17 protein-coding genes are annotated in these 16,914 nt (G+C 60.7%); 13 read left to right on the forward strand and 4 right to left on the reverse strand.

All coding sequences use genetic code 11. The features are described from left to right. The first annotated feature begins 112 nt into the window (after nucleotides 1-112). The 12 genes from ACST81_RS05095 to ACST81_RS05150 all read left to right on the forward strand — a co-directional run bounded on the left by ACST81_RS05095 (nucleotide 113) and on the right by ACST81_RS05150 (nucleotide 13,366). Nucleotides 113-1,639, forward strand: coding sequence for a sugar ABC transporter ATP-binding protein (locus ACST81_RS05095; protein WP_438751767.1), 1,527 nt, complete (start codon nucleotides 113-115; stop codon nucleotides 1,637-1,639). A 64-nt stretch (nucleotides 1,640-1,703) separates the two neighbouring features. Further along, nucleotides 1,704-2,708, forward strand: coding sequence for an ABC transporter permease (locus ACST81_RS05100; RefSeq protein ID WP_438751768.1), 1,005 nt, complete (start codon nucleotides 1,704-1,706; stop codon nucleotides 2,706-2,708). Between the two features lie 141 nt (nucleotides 2,709-2,849). Beyond that, entirely contained in the window at nucleotides 2,850-3,803 is a 954-nt protein-coding gene (locus tag ACST81_RS05105; RefSeq protein WP_438751769.1) for a substrate-binding domain-containing protein, read from the forward strand. Nucleotides 3,804-4,045: 242 nt separating this feature from the next. Continuing rightward, complete coding sequence (locus ACST81_RS05110) at nucleotides 4,046-5,098, forward strand: sugar phosphate isomerase/epimerase family protein (protein WP_438751770.1); 1,053 nt, start codon at nucleotides 4,046-4,048, stop codon at nucleotides 5,096-5,098. Nucleotides 5,099-5,336: 238 nt separating this feature from the next. Then, nucleotides 5,337-6,521: a Gfo/Idh/MocA family protein gene (locus ACST81_RS05115; protein WP_438751771.1), complete on the forward strand. Its 1,185-nt coding sequence runs from the start codon at nucleotides 5,337-5,339 to the stop codon at nucleotides 6,519-6,521. 143 nt (nucleotides 6,522-6,664) lie between these two features. Continuing rightward, nucleotides 6,665-6,967 carry a BrnT family toxin gene (locus ACST81_RS05120; protein WP_438751772.1) on the forward strand — a complete coding sequence of 101 codons (303 nt, stop codon included), beginning with the start codon at nucleotides 6,665-6,667 and terminating at the stop codon, nucleotides 6,965-6,967. Then, the gene (locus ACST81_RS05125) at nucleotides 6,951-7,229 is read left to right on the forward strand and encodes a BrnA antitoxin family protein (RefSeq protein WP_438751773.1); all 279 of its coding nucleotides are present in this window, start codon (nucleotides 6,951-6,953) and stop codon (nucleotides 7,227-7,229) included. Before ACST81_RS05120 ends, ACST81_RS05125 begins: the two co-directional genes overlap by 17 nt. A 113-nt stretch (nucleotides 7,230-7,342) precedes the next feature. After that, nucleotides 7,343-8,716, forward strand: a complete 1,374-nt coding sequence (locus tag ACST81_RS05130; protein ID WP_438751774.1) for a GH1 family beta-glucosidase — start codon at nucleotides 7,343-7,345, stop codon at nucleotides 8,714-8,716. A gap of 83 nt (nucleotides 8,717-8,799) precedes the next feature. Further along, a complete protein-coding gene (locus ACST81_RS05135) occupies nucleotides 8,800-9,360 on the forward strand; it encodes an NADPH-dependent FMN reductase (protein ID WP_438751775.1) in 561 nt (186 codons plus the stop codon). A gap of 48 nt (nucleotides 9,361-9,408) precedes the next feature. Beyond that, nucleotides 9,409-10,653 (forward strand): aconitase X, encoded by a 1,245-nt coding sequence (locus tag ACST81_RS05140; RefSeq protein ID WP_438751776.1) that lies wholly within the window; start codon nucleotides 9,409-9,411, stop codon nucleotides 10,651-10,653. Continuing rightward, nucleotides 10,650-11,087, forward strand: a complete 438-nt coding sequence (locus ACST81_RS05145) for an aconitase X swivel domain-containing protein (protein WP_438751777.1) — start codon at nucleotides 10,650-10,652, stop codon at nucleotides 11,085-11,087. The genes ACST81_RS05140 and ACST81_RS05145 overlap by 4 nt, the downstream gene beginning before the upstream one ends. A 77-nt stretch (nucleotides 11,088-11,164) precedes the next feature. Further along, on the forward strand, nucleotides 11,165-13,366 hold the full coding sequence (locus ACST81_RS05150) for a putative bifunctional diguanylate cyclase/phosphodiesterase (protein ID WP_438751778.1): 2,202 nt from the start codon (nucleotides 11,165-11,167) through the stop codon (nucleotides 13,364-13,366). A 36-nt stretch (nucleotides 13,367-13,402) separates the two neighbouring features. Here ACST81_RS05150 and trhO read toward each other — a convergent pair whose 3' ends face one another. The 4 genes from trhO to ACST81_RS05170 form a co-directional block, all read right to left on the reverse strand. Next, complete coding sequence (gene trhO, locus ACST81_RS05155; protein WP_438751779.1) at nucleotides 13,403-14,347, reverse strand: oxygen-dependent tRNA uridine(34) hydroxylase TrhO; 945 nt, start codon at nucleotides 14,345-14,347, stop codon at nucleotides 13,403-13,405. 94 nt (nucleotides 14,348-14,441) lie between these two features. Continuing rightward, nucleotides 14,442-14,801: a VOC family protein gene (locus ACST81_RS05160; protein WP_438751780.1), complete on the reverse strand. Its 360-nt coding sequence runs from the start codon at nucleotides 14,799-14,801 to the stop codon at nucleotides 14,442-14,444. 68 nt (nucleotides 14,802-14,869) lie between these two features. Next, a complete protein-coding gene (locus tag ACST81_RS05165; protein WP_438751781.1) occupies nucleotides 14,870-15,562 on the reverse strand; it encodes a helix-turn-helix transcriptional regulator in 693 nt (230 codons plus the stop codon). Between the two features lie 49 nt (nucleotides 15,563-15,611). Next, entirely contained in the window at nucleotides 15,612-16,079 is a 468-nt protein-coding gene (locus tag ACST81_RS05170; RefSeq protein ID WP_438751782.1) for a CYTH domain-containing protein, read from the reverse strand. 190 nt (nucleotides 16,080-16,269) lie between these two features. Between ACST81_RS05170 and ACST81_RS05175 the strand changes: the two genes are divergently transcribed. Beyond that, nucleotides 16,270-16,908 carry a 2-dehydro-3-deoxy-phosphogluconate aldolase gene (locus ACST81_RS05175; RefSeq protein ID WP_438751783.1) on the forward strand — a complete coding sequence of 213 codons (639 nt, stop codon included), beginning with the start codon at nucleotides 16,270-16,272 and terminating at the stop codon, nucleotides 16,906-16,908. Nucleotides 16,909-16,914: the final 6 nt, after the last annotated feature.

The following is a 16,914-nucleotide window of genomic DNA, read 5'->3' on the forward strand; positions in this document are numbered from 1 at the left end:
GTCAAAGCCCGGTAGCAACAATTCTGCTATATCCCCCGATGTAAACCTTTACATGCCCTATGTAAAGGTTTACACAACGTCTCAAGCGGATGGGAGCCGCAGGGAGGACATCATGAATTCGCAGGTCATCGACGATGGCGCTCCAGTGCTGTCTGCGAAGAGAATAGCCAAGTCTTTCAATGGCGTGCAGGTTCTCTTCAGTGTCGATTTCGATCTGCAGGCGGGTGAAGTCCATGCCCTGATGGGTGAAAATGGCGCCGGCAAGTCGACGTTGGTCAAGATTCTCTCCGGTTTCGAGCAGCCGACCTCAGGCGAAATCCTCCTTGATGGCCAGCCAGTCAAGCTGCCGCCGAACGGTGCCGCGGAAGCGTTGGGCATCGTCATCATTCACCAGGAATTCAACCTCGCTGAACATCTGACAGTGACCGAGAGCCTGTTCCTCGGTCGCGAAGTCACTCATTATGGGATGCTCGATCGCAAGTTCATGCGCGCCGAAACCCGCCGTGTGCTCGACCTGCTCGGTTCGCATGTCGATGAGAACGCCATGATCAGCAGCCTGGCGATCGCCGACAAGCAGATGGTCGAGATCGCCAAGGCGATCAGCCGGGATGCCCGGATCATCTTCATGGACGAACCCACGGCGGTTCTGTCGCGCGAGGAAACCAATTACCTGTTCAAGCAGGTGCGCAAGTTGCGCGACAAAGGTACGAGCTTCGTGTTCGTGTCCCACAAGCTTGACGAGGTCATGGAGCTGACCGATCGCGTCACCGTGCTGCGCGACGGTCAGTGGATCAAAACCTCGCCGACGGCTATCCTTGATGGTGAGTCCATCGCCCAACTCATGGTCGGTCGCGAATTGTCGAAGCTTTTCCCGGCCAAGAGCGAGCCGGATGTCGATGAGAAAATCGTTCTCAGCGTCAGCGGCCTCACGACCGGCTATGTGCAGGGCGCTAGTTTCGAGGTCCGCAAGGGCGAGATTGTCGGCTTTTCCGGCCTGATCGGCTCCGGTCGGACGGAGCTGATGGAGGCGATTGTGGGCTTGAGAAGCCGGACAGGGGGCGAGGTTGTTGTTCATGGCGAGCACATTCCCGCCGGCGATCCCCATGCCGCCAATCGCAGCGGTCTTGCCTACATGACCAAGGACCGCAAGTCGAAAGGCCTGCTGCTCAATTCCCGCATGACCGCCAATCTCACGCTGCAATCGCTGGAGAAGCACGGCAAGCTTGGCTATCTCAGCCCCGCCAGCGAGGCGGCCGCACTTGAAAAAGCCCGCCGTCGCTTCGACATCCGCGTGCGCGACGGCAATGTCGTTGCCGGTCGCATGTCCGGCGGCAACCAGCAGAAGCTGCTGCTCGCCAAGGTCATGGAGACCGAGCCGCAGATCATCATCATCGACGAGCCGACGCGTGGCATCGATGTCGGCACCAAGCAGCAGATTTATCATTTTATCTCGGCGCTCGCCCGTGACGGCCGCTCGATCATCGTCGTCTCCTCGGAAATGCCAGAGGTCATCGGCATGTGTACCCGCGTCGCGGTCATGCGCGAAGGCCGCATCGTCGGCATGCTGGAAGGCGACGAGATCAACGAGCAGGAAATCATGCGCTACGCGGCGGGACTGAAGAAGAAGGCCGCCGCCTGAAAGGGCAAGGCGCAAAGCAAGAACAAGTTCCTTTCAGGGAACGGGACGGGAGGCTGGTTTGGACATGAGTGCGAATGAAGAAGTGCGGGCGATCCGCCGCCGTAGCTGGCGCGATATCGACCTTCGAGCGGTGGCGCCGTTTGCGGCGCTGATCCTGCTCTTGATCGTCGGCGCACTCGTCAATCCGAACTTTATCGGTATCACCAATCTTGCCAATGTCGCGACGCGCAGTGCCTTCATTGCGATCATCGCCGTGGGCGCCACCTTCGTCATTTCCTCCGGCGACCTCGATCTGTCCGTGGGCTCGATGGTGGCTTTCGTCGCCAGCCTGATGATCCTGTTCATGAATTCCGGCGTGATCGCCGATCCCGCCCTGATGCTGACGGCTGCGATCGTCTTCACCGTCGCTGCCGGTGCCGCCTGCGGCCTGCTGAACGGCCTGATTACCACGGGGGGCAAGATAGAACCCTTCATCGCCACGCTGGGCACCATGGGCATCTATCGCGGCCTCACCACATGGCTGTCGCAGGGCGGCGCGATCACGCTGCGCGAGCCCACACTGCAGGAAATGTATCGCCCGGCCTATTTCGGCTACATCCTCGGCGTGCCGGTGCCGATCGTCGTGATCCTCGCCGTCACCGCGGTCGCTGCCTTTATCCTCTATCGCACCCGTTATGGCCGCCATGTCGTGGCTGTCGGTTCCAATAGTGACGTCGCCCGCTATTCCGGCATTCCGGTCAACCGCGTGCGCACCATCGCCTTCGTCATTCAGGGCCTCTGCGTGGCGATCGCCGTGCTGCTCTACGTGCCGCGCCTCGGCTCGACCTCGGCGACGACCGGCATTCTCTGGGAACTGCAGGCGATCACGGCTGTCGTCGTCGGCGGCACGGCGCTGAAGGGCGGCGCTGGCCGTGTCTGGGGCACGATCTGCGGCGCCTTCATCCTCGAACTCGTCGGCAACATCATGCTCTTGTCGAACTTCATCAGCGAATACCTGATCGGCGCCATTCAGGGTGCGATCATCATCATCGCGATGCTTGTCCAGCGCTCGCTGGTCAGGAAATCATAAACCCGCGCCTCCGGTCGCGTGCCGGAAATTCGGGACACTAGAGATAAAGCATTTCCGGTTCGGAGAAACCGGAAGGCTTGAGCCGGGTCTTAGGGTCGCCCGGCGCTGATGAGAGACCCGAAACACTAGGGAGAGAGAAACATGCGTAAAGGACTATTGGGCGTTGCAGCCATCGCCATCATGGCGTTTGCCGGCGTGGCCCACGCGCAGGAAGAAAAGAAGGTCACGATCGGCGTTTCGATCCCGGCCGCCGACCATGGCTGGACCTCGGGCGTCGTTTTCCACGCCGAGCGCGTCGCCAAGCTTCTGATGGAACAGCATCCGGGCCTCAACGTCATCGTCAAGACCTCGCCGGATCCGGCAAGCCAGGCGAACGCCGTACAGGACCTCGAGACACAGGGTATCGACGCTCTCGTCATCCTGCCGTCCGATCCGGATCCGCTGGTCAACGCGATCAAGGAAGTCAAGGGCAAGGGTACGTTCGTCGCCATCGTCGACCGTGCACCGTCGGTCAACGACAACACGGTCCGCGACCTCTACGTCGCTGGTAACAATCCGGCGCTTGGCCAGACGGCCGGCGAATACATCAAGGCAACGACGCCGGACGCTGAAGTCGTCGTCATCCGCGGCCTGCCGATCCCGATCGACCAGCAGCGCCAGGACGGCTTCGACAAGGGTATCGAAGGTTCCAACGTCAAGGTTCTCGATCGCCAGTTCGGCAACTGGAACCGCGACGATGCCTTCAAGGTCATGCAGGATTACCTGACCAAGTACCAGAAGATCGACGTCGTATGGTGCCAGGACGACGACATGGCCGTCGGCGTGCTGCAGGCTATCGAGCAGGCCGGCCGCAAGGACATCCAGTATGTCGTCGCCGGCGCAGGCTCCAAGGACATGATCAAGAAGGTCATGGACGGCGACAAGATGATCCCGGTCGATGTTCTCTATCCGCCGGCAATGGTTGGCACCGCGCTCGAAATGACTGTTGCCAATTTCTACGGCCAGGTTCCGGTTCGCGGCGTCTACACGATCGACGCGACGCTCGTGACCAAGGACAATGCCAAGGACTTCTACTTCCCGGATTCCCCATTCTGATCCGGATTTGAGGCATGCACTGCCCGTGGCTTGATGCCGCGGGCAGTTTTCTTTTGGTTGCGGGTTTGTGAAATTTTCGACCCGCGCCGGATTGTCCCCCAGCTCAAACATGATAGCTTCCAGCCTCGCTGCAACGTTTCAGGTTTAGAGACTGCTGTTAGATGTACGTACCGCAGAAACGGTTTTAAAAGAATTCTGGTTCGCCGGGGTTGAGCGGCGACAATCGACGGAGGAGACGACAGATGAAGACGATCAAGGGCCCGGCCCTATTCCTGGGACAGTTCGCGGGCGATGCCGCCCCCTTCAATTCATGGGATTCGATCACCAAATGGGCGGCGGATTGCGGCTATATCGGCGTTCAGGTGCCGACCTGGGCCGGCCAGCTTTTCGACCTCAGGAAGGCGGCTTCATCGAAGGACTATTGCGATGAATTCGCCGGCAAGGCGCGCGAAAACGGTATCGAGGTGACCGAGCTTTCGACCCATCTTCAGGGGCAACTGGTCGCGGTCAATCCCGTCTATGACGAGGCCTTCGACGGCTTTGCCGCTCCCGAGGTGCGCGGCAATCCGAAGGCGCGCCAGGAATGGGCGGTCGAACAGGTCAAGATGGCGCTGACAGCATCGAAACATCTCGGCATCAAGGCGCATGCGACCTTCTCCGGCGCGCTCGCCTGGCCCTTCATGTATCCCTGGCCGCAGCGACCGGCGGGCCTTGTCGAGACGGCCTTTGACGAACTGGCCCGCCGCTGGAAGCCGATCCTCGACCATGCCGACGATTGCGGCGTCGATATCGCCTACGAAATCCATCCCGGCGAAGACCTGCATGACGGCGTCACCTTCGAGATGTTCCTCGAACGTGTCGGCAACCATCCGCGCGCCAACATGCTCTACGATCCCTCGCACTACATCCTCCAGTGCCTGGATTATCTCGACAATATCGACATCTACCACGAGCGCATCAAGATGTTCCACGTCAAGGATGCCGAGTTCAACCCGACGGGGCGTCAGGGCGTCTATGGCGGCTATCAGGGCTGGGTCAACCGGGCCGGCCGGTTCCGTTCGCCGGGCGATGGTCAGGTCGATTTCGGGGCCGTCTTCTCGAAACTGACCGCTAATGACTTTGACGGCTGGGCCGTGGTCGAATGGGAATGCGCGCTGAAGCATCCCGAAGACGGCGCCCGTGAAGGTGCCGAGTTCGTCAAGCACCACATCATCCGCGTCACCGAAAAAGCCTTCGACGATTTCGCCGACGCCGGCACGGACGACGCGGCCAACCGGCGCATGCTGGGGCTTTGATCTTCCCGTCTCCCCGCTTGCGGGGAGAAGGTGCCCGAAGGGCGGATGAGGGGCGAAACCGATAATCCGGGATTGCCCCTCACCCTAACCCTCTCCCCGCAAGCAGGGAGAGGGGACGACAGAGTTTGCCGCTTGTCCCTTCTCCCCGTAAAACGGGGAGAGGGTGCCCGCCAACCGTCATTAAGCGGGCGCAAATGAGGGGCGGTATCCGCACAACAAAATTCAAGGGAGACACTCAATGGCAATCGAAGGAAGCTCTTCGGAAAATCGCGAAAAGCGCATCCGTCTCGGCATGGTCGGCGGCGGCTCCGGCGCGTTCATCGGCGCTGTCCACCGCATGGCCGCCCGGCTTGACGATCATTTCGAGCTGGTCGCCGGCGCCCTGTCATCGACGCCGGAAAAGGCGTCTGCATCTGGCCGCGAACTCGGCCTTGATCCCTCGCGCAGCTATTCCGATTTCAAGGAAATGGCGATTCGCGAAGCCAAGCTCAAGAACGGCATCGAGGCCGTCGCCATCGTCACGCCGAACCATGTGCATTATGAGGCGGCACGCGAATTCCTGAAGCGCGGCATCCATGTCATCTGCGACAAGCCGCTGACCTCGACGCTCTCGGACGCCAAGAAGCTGAAGAAGCTGGCCGACGAGAGCGATGCGCTGTTCGTGCTCACCCACAATTACACCGGCTACCCGATGGTCCGCCAGGCCCGCGAAATGGTCGCCAATGGCGATATCGGCGCTGTGCGCCTCGTCCAGATGGAATATCCGCAGGATTGGCTGACCGAGAATATCGAACAATCCGGCCAGAAGCAGGCCGCGTGGCGCACCGATCCGTCGAAGTCGGGCGCAGGTGGTTCCACTGGCGATATCGGCACGCACGCCTATAATCTCGGGGCCTTCGTTTCCGGCCTTGAACTGGAAGAGCTTTCCGCCGATCTCGACAGTTTCGTCGAGGGCCGCGCGCTCGATGACAATGCCCATGTGATGATGCGTTTCAAGGCCCGGGACGGTCAGCGGGCAAAGGGCATGCTCTGGTGCAGCCAGGTTGCACCGGGTCATGAAAACGGCCTGATGGTCCGCGTCTACGGTACCAAGGGCGGTCTCGAATGGACCCAGAAGGACCCGAACTATCTGTGGTATACGCCGTTCGGCGAGCCGAAGCGCCTGATCACCCGCGCCGGCGCCGGTGCCGGTCCTGCCGCCGCCCGCGTCTCGCGCATCCCGTCCGGCCATCCGGAAGGCTATCTCGAGGGTTTTGCCAACATCTACACCGAGGCAGCCCGCGCAATTTACGCCAAGCGCCAAGGGCAGGCCGTCGATCCGGCTGTCATCTATCCGACAATCGATGATGGCATGAAGGGCATGGTGTTCGTCGATGCCTGCGTGCAGTCGTCGAAGCGCAATGGGGCTTGGGTGAAAGTCTGATTGACAGAGCAGTTGATACCACCGGCCGAAATTTCGGCCGGTGCAGACTTTTTCCGTGTTGGCTGGCCGGCCCGCCGAAGGTTGGTTTCGACCATGATTTTTGTGTTGGTTGAAGTCTATGTATATTTTGGTAATATACACCCATGATTGACTGGTCACGCATCACAGGGTTTGACTGGGACGATGGAAATGCGCGCAAGAATTCGCAGAAACACGATGTAAGCCAAACGGAAGCCGAGCAGATATTTTTTAATGAACCTCTGCTAATGATTACCGATGTGAAACATAGCTTGGGCGAGCATCGCGTTCACGCCCTTGGGAAAACCGACAGCGGGCGGCGGCTTCATATCACGTTCACTCTTCGCGATGGCGGCACGAAAATACGTGTGATATCGGCTCGCGGCATGAGTCGAAAGGAGCGAATTTATTATGAGCAAGTCGAATGATGACGTTCCCCGCTTTGACAGCGAAGCTGAAGAGCGGGCATTTTGGGAGCGTCAGGATTCTAGTGAGCATCTAGACTGGAGCAAGGCCGAAAAGATATGGCTCCCCAATCTAAAGCCATCCGCGACGTCAATTTCGCTTCGATTGCCTAACTCGCTTCTTGAGCAGATAAAAATCGCGGCTGGTAAGCGTGATGTACCCTATCAGTCACTCATCAAAATCTGGCTGGCGGAAAAGCTGGAAGCGTCGCGTCGACAGGGATAGCCGAGGTGATGCAATGGCCTGTCTCGCCGATGTGGGAACATAGGCACCCTTGACATTTTCATGGAGCGTTCTACTGCAACGTTGCAGTTTATGCCGTTTATCCGGAGTGTCCCATGATCGACCCCAAGAGCCTCGCAGCCCGTTTCCCCGGCGATTTCATCTTCGGTGTGGCGACGGCCTCCTTCCAGATCGAGGGTGCGACCAAGGCAGACGGCCGCAAGCCGTCCATCTGGGATGCCTTTTCCAACATGCCCGGACGGGTGCACAATCGCGACAATGGCGACATGGCCTGTGATCACTATAACCGGCTGGAGGAAGACCTCGACCTGATCAAGAGCCTCGGCGTCGATGCCTATCGCTTCTCCATCGCCTGGCCGCGGATCGTTCCGGAAGGCACCGGACCGATCAACGAGAAGGGGCTGGATTTCTACGACCGCCTCGTCGATGGCCTGAAGGCGCGTAACATCAAGGCTTTCGCGACGCTCTATCATTGGGACCTGCCGCTGGCGCTGATGGGTGATGGCGGCTGGACGGCGCGCACCACCGCCTATGCCTATCAGCGCTATGCCAAGACGGTGATGGCTCGGCTCGGCGACCGTCTCGATGCGGTTGCGACCTTCAACGAGCCCTGGTGCTCGGTCTGGCTCAGCCATCTCTACGGCATCCATGCGCCGGGCGAACGCAACATGGATGCGGCGCTTCATGCGCTGCATTTCACCAATCTCGCCCATGGCCTCGGTGTCGCCACGGTGCGCGAGGCGCAGCCGAACCTGCCGGTCGGCATCGTCATCAACCCGATGCACATCTACGCCGGCAGCGACAATGCCGCGGACAAGGCGGCCGCCGAGCGCGCCTTCGACTTCCACAACGGCGTCTTCTTCGGGCCGATCTTCAAGGGCGAATATCCCGAGAGCTTCCTCTCGGCGCTTGGCCATCGCATGCCTGAAATCGAGGATGGCGACATGGCGACGATCAGCCAGAAGACCGACTGGTGGGGCGTCAACTATTACACACCGATGCGCGTCAGCCACGACCCGGCCGAGGGTGCGGAATATCCGGCAACTGTCAGCGCCAGGCCGGTCAGTGACGTCAAGACCGATATTGGCTGGGAGATCTTTCCGCAGGCACTGGGCGACCTCATCCGTACCGTCAATGAGCGTTATGCGCTGCCGGACTGCTACATCACCGAGAACGGCGCCGCCTACAATATCGGCGTCGAAAACGGCGTGGTCGATGACCAGCCGCGCCTCGATTATGTCGCTGCGCATCTGTCCGTCGTCGCCGACCTGATCACCGAAGGTTATCCGATGAAGGGCTATTTCGCCTGGAGCCTGATGGACAATTTCGAATGGGCGGAAGGCTACAAGATGCGCTTCGGCATCGTCCATGTCGATTATGAAACCCAAGTCCGCACCATCAAGAAGAGCGGCCACTGGTACAAGGAACTGGCCGAGCAGTTTCCGAAGGGCAATCACAAGGCGGGATGACAGGTACGGAATGACGGGCGAGGGATGACAGGCGAGCGCCAAACTGCATCATGGCCGGGACCGATTCTCTGGCGGAGCCCCTGATGTCCCATCCGCTCGTCCTGTATGCGCTTTGTGGCAGCCTGCGAAAAGCGTCGAGCAACCGTGCGCTGCTGGAAGCACTGCGGGACACCGCGCCGGCCGGCATCACGATCGAGATCTGCGAACTGATCGGCGATTTGCCGATTTTCAATCCGGATCGCGAAGCCGACGACATGCCGGCTTCGGTTCTGGCGCTCGCTGCAAAAATCCGAGCTGCCGATGGCCTCATCGTCTCGTCGCCGGAATATGCCCATGGCATTCCCGGCGGCCTGAAGAATGCGCTCGACTGGCTGGTGTCGCGTGATGAAATTCCGCACAAGCCTGTCATGCTTATCCATGCCTCCCATCGTGGCGATGATGTGCTTTCTGCCTTGATCGAAGTGCTGAAGACAATTTCCGTCCGGCTGGTGGACGACAGCTTTCTCCGGATCAACCTTCTCGGCAAGTCACTTGATCAACGCACGGCGATCCTGGCGGAGCCCGAAACAACGGCGCTGCTTTCGGCTAGGCTGCAGCGGTTTGCGGAAGCGATCATGGCCTTCGAAACAGACGGCGTCCGGTGAGGGCGGCCGCGATTGACACGGGTCAAGTGGCGGCCATAACTGGCATTCATGGTCCTTCACCTCTCTTCCTTCGACAAAGAACTGCTGGATGGCGCGCATGGCGAGGCGGCGGCTTTCTGCATGCGGTTGCTCACCCGTTTCGCCGAGGCGGTCGGGGCCGAAGGCCTCATCGATATCGATGGGGCGCATATTGATGGCTGCCTCTATCTCGGGCAGGTCAGCCTCGATTTCGTCGAGCACCTGGTGCGTCTCAAGGGCCGCGTCCGCGTGCCCACCACACTCAATGTCGGATCGGTCGATCTCATCCATCCCGAACTGTTTCATGGCGAAAGCGAGATCGGCACCAATGGCGCGCGGCTGATGATGGCGCATGAAGGACTTGGCTGCATGCCGACCTTCACCTGCGCGCCCTACCAGACGATGTTCCGGCCACGGTTCGGCGCGCAGATTGCCTGGGCGGAATCCAACGCCATTGTCTTTGCCAATTCGGTGATCGGTGCAAGAACCAACCGTTACGGCGACTTCATCGATCTTTGTTGCGCGCTGACGGGCAGGGCGCCGTACTACGGGCTGCATTTGCCTGAAAACCGGCGCGCGCGTGTCTTGGTGGAAATCGAAAGCCTGCCCGGGGAGTGGGCCGATGCCGGACCTGCCTGCGTCGCGGTCGGACACATGATCGGCAAGCGTTGCGGCAGCCTCATTCCGGCGATCACCGGCCTGCCAGCTCACACGCGGGAAGACGACCTGAAGGCGCTCGGCGCCGTCGCAGCCTCCTCCGGCGCGGTGGCGCTGTTTCATGCCGTCGGCCTGACGCCGGAGGCGCCGACGGTCGAGGCTGCTTTTCAGGGACATGCGCCTGATGAGACAATTCGGCTGACGGCGGATGACCTGCGAGCGACCGTTCGCAATCTCTCCACCGTGCCCGACGACACGCCGCTGGTCGGCGTCAGCCTTGGAACGCCGCATTTCTCGCTTCAGGAATTTGCCCGGCTCATGCCGCTGATGCACGGTTCCAGGCCGGTGGTCGATGTTTATATCAACACCAATCGCGGCGTTCTCGAAGAGCTTGCGACGCATGGCTGGAAAGACATCCTGGAGGCGCAGCGAGTGACGCTGGTCATCGATACCTGCACCTATGTCACCGCGATCATGCGCGACATGTCCGGCGCGATCATGACCAATTCCGGAAAGATGGCCTATTATGCGCCCGGCAATATCGGCGTCGATATCGCCTTCGGTTCGCTTGCCGAATGCATGGCTTCGGCGCGGGCGGGAAGGGTGGTGCGACTATGACCGAGACGATCGACGCCGTCACGCTTGTCGCCGGATCAGCCGAGGGGGCGGCATTCGTGCTGTCTGAGCCGCTCAGCTTCTGGGGTGGACTGGATTCCGCCACCGGTGCCATCATCGATCAGTGGCACCCGCAGAAGGGCCAGATCATGTCGGGCAAGATCCTGGTCATGAAGGCCGGGCGCGGCTCCAGTTCCGGTAGTTCGGTGCTGGCGGAAGCCATCCGCCGGGGAACCGGGCCTGCGGGTATCGTGCTGATGACGCGAGACGCGATCGTCACGGTCGGGGCGATGGTCGCAGCCGAGCTTTATGCCATTCATTGCCCGGTCGTGCTGGTGGCGGAGCGTGACTGGCGATGGATCACAGCCAGCGGACGGCTCGTCCTGCATGCGGATGAAACGGGGGCCAAGCTCCATCTGCTGGACGGGATAGATTAGCCCCCCTTTTCCAAGGGGGTTGGCGTAAAGACTTTGGAATGCATTTTCTGACAGCGTGGGCGCATCCGGAGTGCCTGATGCGTAAACTGTCCAATATCCTTCAGAAAATCACGCGGCTGAAGCGGCAGAATGTCGTGCTGCTTCTGCTGGTTTCGTTTGCGCTGGTCGTTGTCGTCGTTGTGGCCATCGTGCTCACCGCGCTGCAAACCATTGCCTCTACCACCAATGCGCTGGATGAACGCCGCTCCCGGCAGGCGATGTCCGGAGCGCTTGCCATGATGCGCAACCAAATGGCGACGACGATGCATGATTATGCCGTCTGGGACGATGCCGCGCGCGCGGTCTATGTGCCGGATTCGCAAGAGTGGATCGTCGAGAATTTCGGTCTCGCCAGTGATGCCTCGGATCTCTTCGACACCGCCTATCTGCTCGGCCCCGGCAACACGGTCGTGATGGCGTATCAGCGCGGCGCGCGGTTCACCGTGCCGCCGTCCGAATTCCTGTCGTCGGCTTTCGACGTGATGATGAAGACGGTGCGCGATGCCGGCACGTCCGATGAAGCGGAGGCGTCCGGCTTCCTGCAGACAAAAGAGGGTGTCGCGGTCGTCGGCATCTCGACCATCCGCGCCGCGTCCACCGACGTGACCGTACCGATCGACCGTCTGCAGCAACTGGTCTTCATCCGCCATCTCGATCGACACAAGGTCGCCGAGATCGCCAAGACCTATCTGATCCGTGATTTGCGTCTGGTTGATGCCGCTAATCTTCATCCCGGCGCGGCCCCGATCAAGGATCCTGCCGGCAAGGTGATCGGCGGGCTTGCCTGGATCGCGCAGGCGCCGGGAGACGTCAGCTATCGCCAAGTGCGGCCCTATATTTTTGCCGCCATGTCAATTGTCGGCATCTTCGTCGTGCTTCTCGTCATTGCCGGCGGGGCCGTCATCGGCCGATTGCGCGGCGATGAGATCGCGGCGCGCCGGGCGGCGTTGAAGGACCGGCTGAGCGGACTGCGAAATCGGACAGGATTGTTCGATGGACTGCAGGCGATGATCGACCAGGCCAAGGATCGCCGCGATGATGTCATGCTGTTCTATCTCGACATGGATGGCTTCAAGGAGGTCAACGATGTCTACGGTCATGCGACGGGCGATCGCCTGATCAAGAGCGTCGCGGCCGGCCTCTCGCATCTGGTTCCCGAGGGCGGTATCCTCGCCCGCCTCGGTGGCGATGAGTTTGCGATTGCCTTGCCGATCAAACGCGGTGACGGCGGACCGCCGCCGCTCGAAGCACATATTCTCGATTTCTTCTCCGAACCGTTTGTAATCGGCGACCTGATCGTGGTGGCCGGCGTCAGCGTTGGCAACGCGATTTCGCCGCTCGGGTCGATCGACGCGGAAGAATTGCTGCGGCGGGCCGATATCGCCATGTACAAGGCCAAGGCAGAAGGGCGAGGTCGTGCCATCGCCTATGATGCCGAGATGGACGCGGTGCTCGCCGAACGCAAGGCACTGGAAGCCGCTTTACGTTCGGGCATCCATTCCAACGAATTTTACGTCGTCTACCAGCCCGTGGTCGATGCCGTCTCCCATTCGATCGTCGGCCTCGAAGCGTTGCTGCGGTGGAGGTCGCCGGTCATGGGCATGGTGTCGCCCGACATCTTTATTCCGCTCGCCGAGACCACCGGGCTGATCGACAAGCTCGGCCTGTTTGTCATGGAAGAGGCCCTGCGGGTTGTACGCACCTGGCCGCAGATCGGTATCTCGATCAACGTGTCGCCCGCGCAATTTCGCAATCCGTTCTTCATTCCGAAAGTATCGCATCTCCTGGAAGAAAGCGGGGTGCGCCCGTCATCGGTGACGCTCGAAGTCACCGAGGGCTATTTCATCCACAATCCGGAACAGGCTCGCCACATGATCGGCGCGCTCAACGGGCTTGGTGTTCGCATGGCGCTTGACGATTTCGGCGCCGGCTTTTCCAGCATAGGGTATCTGCGCCAGTTCGGGTTCGACCGGTTAAAGCTCGACCGCTCGATGATCCGGGCGCTGGAAGACGGTCCGCGCGGCCGTGACATGCTGCAGGCAACGTTGGCGCTCGCCGCCGCCCTCGATATCCCCGTTACGGCCGAGGGAATCGAGACCGAGGAAGAGGCTGTCATCCTGCGGCTCTGCGGCTGCGACCATCTGCAGGGCTATTATTTCTCACGCCCGGTGGAGGCGTCCGCGCTGCCAGCCCTTCTGGCCGACAAGGCCGCGCCGGGGATAGTGACGCTCTCCGCGTAATCTTGCGAACGATCCTGCCCCGATAACAATCCGCCTTCAGCTTCCCAGATGCCGTTCGCCGCGGCGTTTTGCCAGGTCGATCTGGTGCTGCCGCTGACGATAGCGCAGACGGTCTTCTTCCGTGCGGATCTCGTGGCAATGGATGCAGGAGACGCCGTCTTCGTGATGCGGGGAGAGCAGATCCTGCTGCGTGAGCGGTTGGCGGCAGGCGTGGCAGAGCGTGTGCTCGCCTTCCTTGAGGCCGTGCGTCACGGACACGCGTTCGTCGAAGACGAAGCAGGCGCCGTCCCACAGGCTTTCCTCTTCCGGCATTTCCTCGAGATATTTCAGGATGCCGCCCTTCAGGTGATAGACCTCGTCGAAACCCTGTTCCTTCATGAAGGCCGTGGCCTTTTCGCAGCGGATACCGCCGGTGCAATACATGGCGATCTTCGGTTTGGAGGCGAGGGCAGCGTTGTTCTTCACCCAGTCGGGAAATTCGCGAAAGCTCTTGGTATTCGGGTCGACCGCGCCGCGAAACGTGCCGATAGCGGTTTCATAGTCGTTGCGGGTATCGATGACGATCGTGTCGGGATCGGAAATCAGCGAATTCCAGTCCTGCGGCGCGACATAGGTGCCGACGATCTTGTTGGGGTCGATATCCTCGACGCCCATCGTAACGATTTCCTTCTTCAGCCGCACTTTCATGCGCAGGAACGGCATGGATGAAGCCCAGCTTTCCTTGTGTTCGAGGGCGGAAAATTCCGGCTGGCTGCGCAGGAAGGCGAGGACCGCGCGAATACCGTCCTCAGGCCCGGCGATCGTGCCATTGATGCCCTCATGGGCGAGAAGCAGCGTTCCCTTGACCCCGTTGTCGTCACACATCTGCTGCAACGGTTGCCGGAAGTCGGCGAACCGCTCGAACGAAACGAAATGATAAAGCGCCGCCACCAGAAACTGGCCTTCTGCTTCCGGGCGAGGGGTGTGCAAAGTATCTGTCATGCGGCGTGAAATACAGCTTTCGGCCCCTTCGCGCAATTCCCATCACCGCATGGCAGGTCTGCCGCCCGGTGGTTGGGCCGGGCTTGGCGTAAGGTCAGGCGGCCACTTGCGTGGAGACACGCAGGCGATGCCCGTCCGGGTCGGTGCAGGTGAACGTATAGTCGGTGTCCGACGGGACGGGCTCCTGCAGGATGGTAACACCTTTCCTGCGCCATTCATCATGAAGGGCATCGACGCCTTCGCGGCCGGCAACGTGGATAGGAAGCTCCACGTCGCGCGTGTTGGCGATGGCGTGCGACTTGCTTCTCCGTGCCAGGCCGAGTTTCAGCGCATCGTTCATCAGAACCACCGCATAGCTTGGCGACAGTTCGAGCGGCAGGGCGCCGAACATGGCCATGTAGAAAACAGCGCTCTCGGCCGGGCTTTCGACAGGCAAGATAAAATCGGTTTTCACGGCAGTCTCCTCTTCATGTTGACGAAGACTGTTCTAAACATGATTGCTGTCAGTTTATGGCAGCAGGATCACATGTCGTGGTGAAGCTTGACCGTCTTGCGCCATGCGGCCAAAAGATGCTGGCGTTTGCGCGGCGAGCGCTGCTCCGTCACCACCAGAGAATTGATCCGGTCGGCGCGGAAGTGACGGAAATCGTTGCGCAATTCGCACCAGGCGATGAGAATGCGGACTTCCTCGAGATAGCCGAGCGCAAACGGCCAGACGCGCCGGGTCGTCGCCTGTGCATCCTTGTCGGCGTAGTCGAGATCGAGTTTCAGCCCTTGCCGGATCGCGTCGCGGATGACGGCGAGATCCATCGTTCCGACATCGGGTCTGCGGACCGATGGCACCAGAAGGGAATTGGTTTCAAGCTCGTGTCGCAGGTCAGGGGGCAGCACCGCCGCGATCTTGGACAGCGCATTGCCGGCCGCCTCACGCAGACCGTCGTCCGTTCGTGCCGCCACCCAGCGCGCGCCGAGCACAAGCGCCTCGATCTCCTCCTCGCTCAGCATCATCGGTGGCATCAGGAAGCCGGGCTTGAGCACATAACCGAAGCCCGGCGCGCCCTGGATATCGGCGCCCTGCGCCTGCAACGTGGCAATGTCGCGGTAGAGTGTGCGGATACTGACGCCGAGCCGTTGCGCAAGCGTGTTGCCGCTCACGGGTCGGCGATAGGTGCGCAGGAGTTGGATGAGATCGAGCAGGCGGGTGGAGCGGGACATGCCCGAGCTTACTGCCGCAATCTGGCAGGATCAACAGTCGCGAGTTTAGCTATTCCTGCGGTCTGCCATCCTGCGCGAGGAACTGGTTGGAATAGCGCTGTTCGCCGGTTACCTCACGCCCGAGCCAGGCCGGCAGGCTCGGATTGTCGTCTTCCGACTCCATCTCGACCTCCGCGACGACGAGACCCTCGAGTGCGCCGGCATAGACATCGACTTCCCAGATGAAGCCACCCACCGGCACGCGGTATCGCGTTTTCTCGATGATGAAACCGATCGCCTGGGAAAACAGCTCTTCCGCATCGGCTATGGGCATCTCGTATTCGAATTCGTCGCGCACGAGCGCGCTCTTGCCGATCTTGATGGTCAGTTGGGCGCGTTCGCCACCTGCCGTGCGGACACGCACGGAGCGGTCTTCCATCGCGACGACATAGGCTTGCCTGAGCAGGATTCCGCCATCGCTGCCCCAGCGCCAGGTATCGGAGGCGACGAGGAATTTCCGTTCGATTTCCTTTGCCATTCCGTCCCCGATGGCCCTCTGATTGCACCGTTTCGCGGAGACTATAGGGACCAGTGCTCGCGCGTAAACCCGCTTTCTTGAGAGTTCAGTGACAATATCCAAGACCCGATTGCCTCTCTTGGGTCTCGACATTAGAAGGGGAGAAGAGTATTCGAGCCTCCATTCAATCGTTTTAAAAAAGGTTGCCGGCATGAGCGAGAAAACCGAGAAGCTTCTTTCCGTCCTGAAACTGCAGCCGGTCGTCCCGGTTCTGATCATTGATGATCTGGCAACGGCGGTACCGCTGGCGCGCGCACTGGTCGCAGGCGGTCTGAAGGCGATCGAGATCACCCTGCGCACGACGGCAGCACTGGAAGCGATCCGCGCCGTAGCCAACGAGGTCGAAGGCGCCGTCGCCGGTGCCGGCACGATCCTCAATGCCGCCCAGTACGAGGCAGCCGTCGAAGCCGGCTCGCAGTTCATCGTTAGCCCCGGCACGACGCAGGAACTGATCGATGCCGCCAACGATTCCGAAATCCCGCTGCTTCCAGGTGCCGCTACCGCCAGCGAAGTCATGGGCCTGCGCGAAGAAGGCTACAAGGTGATGAAGTTCTTCCCGGCCGAACAGGCTGGCGGCGCCGCTTACCTCAAGTCGCTGTCCTCGCCGCTTGCCGGCACGTTCTTCTGCCCGACCGGTGGCATCTCGCTGTCGAACGCGAAGGACTATCTTTCGCTCTCCAACGTCGTCTGCGTCGGCGGCTCCTGGGTCGCCCCGAAGGATCTGGTCGCCAAGGGCGATTGGGCCGGGATCACCAGGCTCGCGGCCGAGGCTTTCGCTCTCAAGAACTGAAACAGG

The sequence above is a fragment of the Pararhizobium sp. O133 genome (assembly GCF_051669845.1).
Classification (GTDB): domain Bacteria; phylum Pseudomonadota; class Alphaproteobacteria; order Rhizobiales; family Rhizobiaceae; genus Pararhizobium.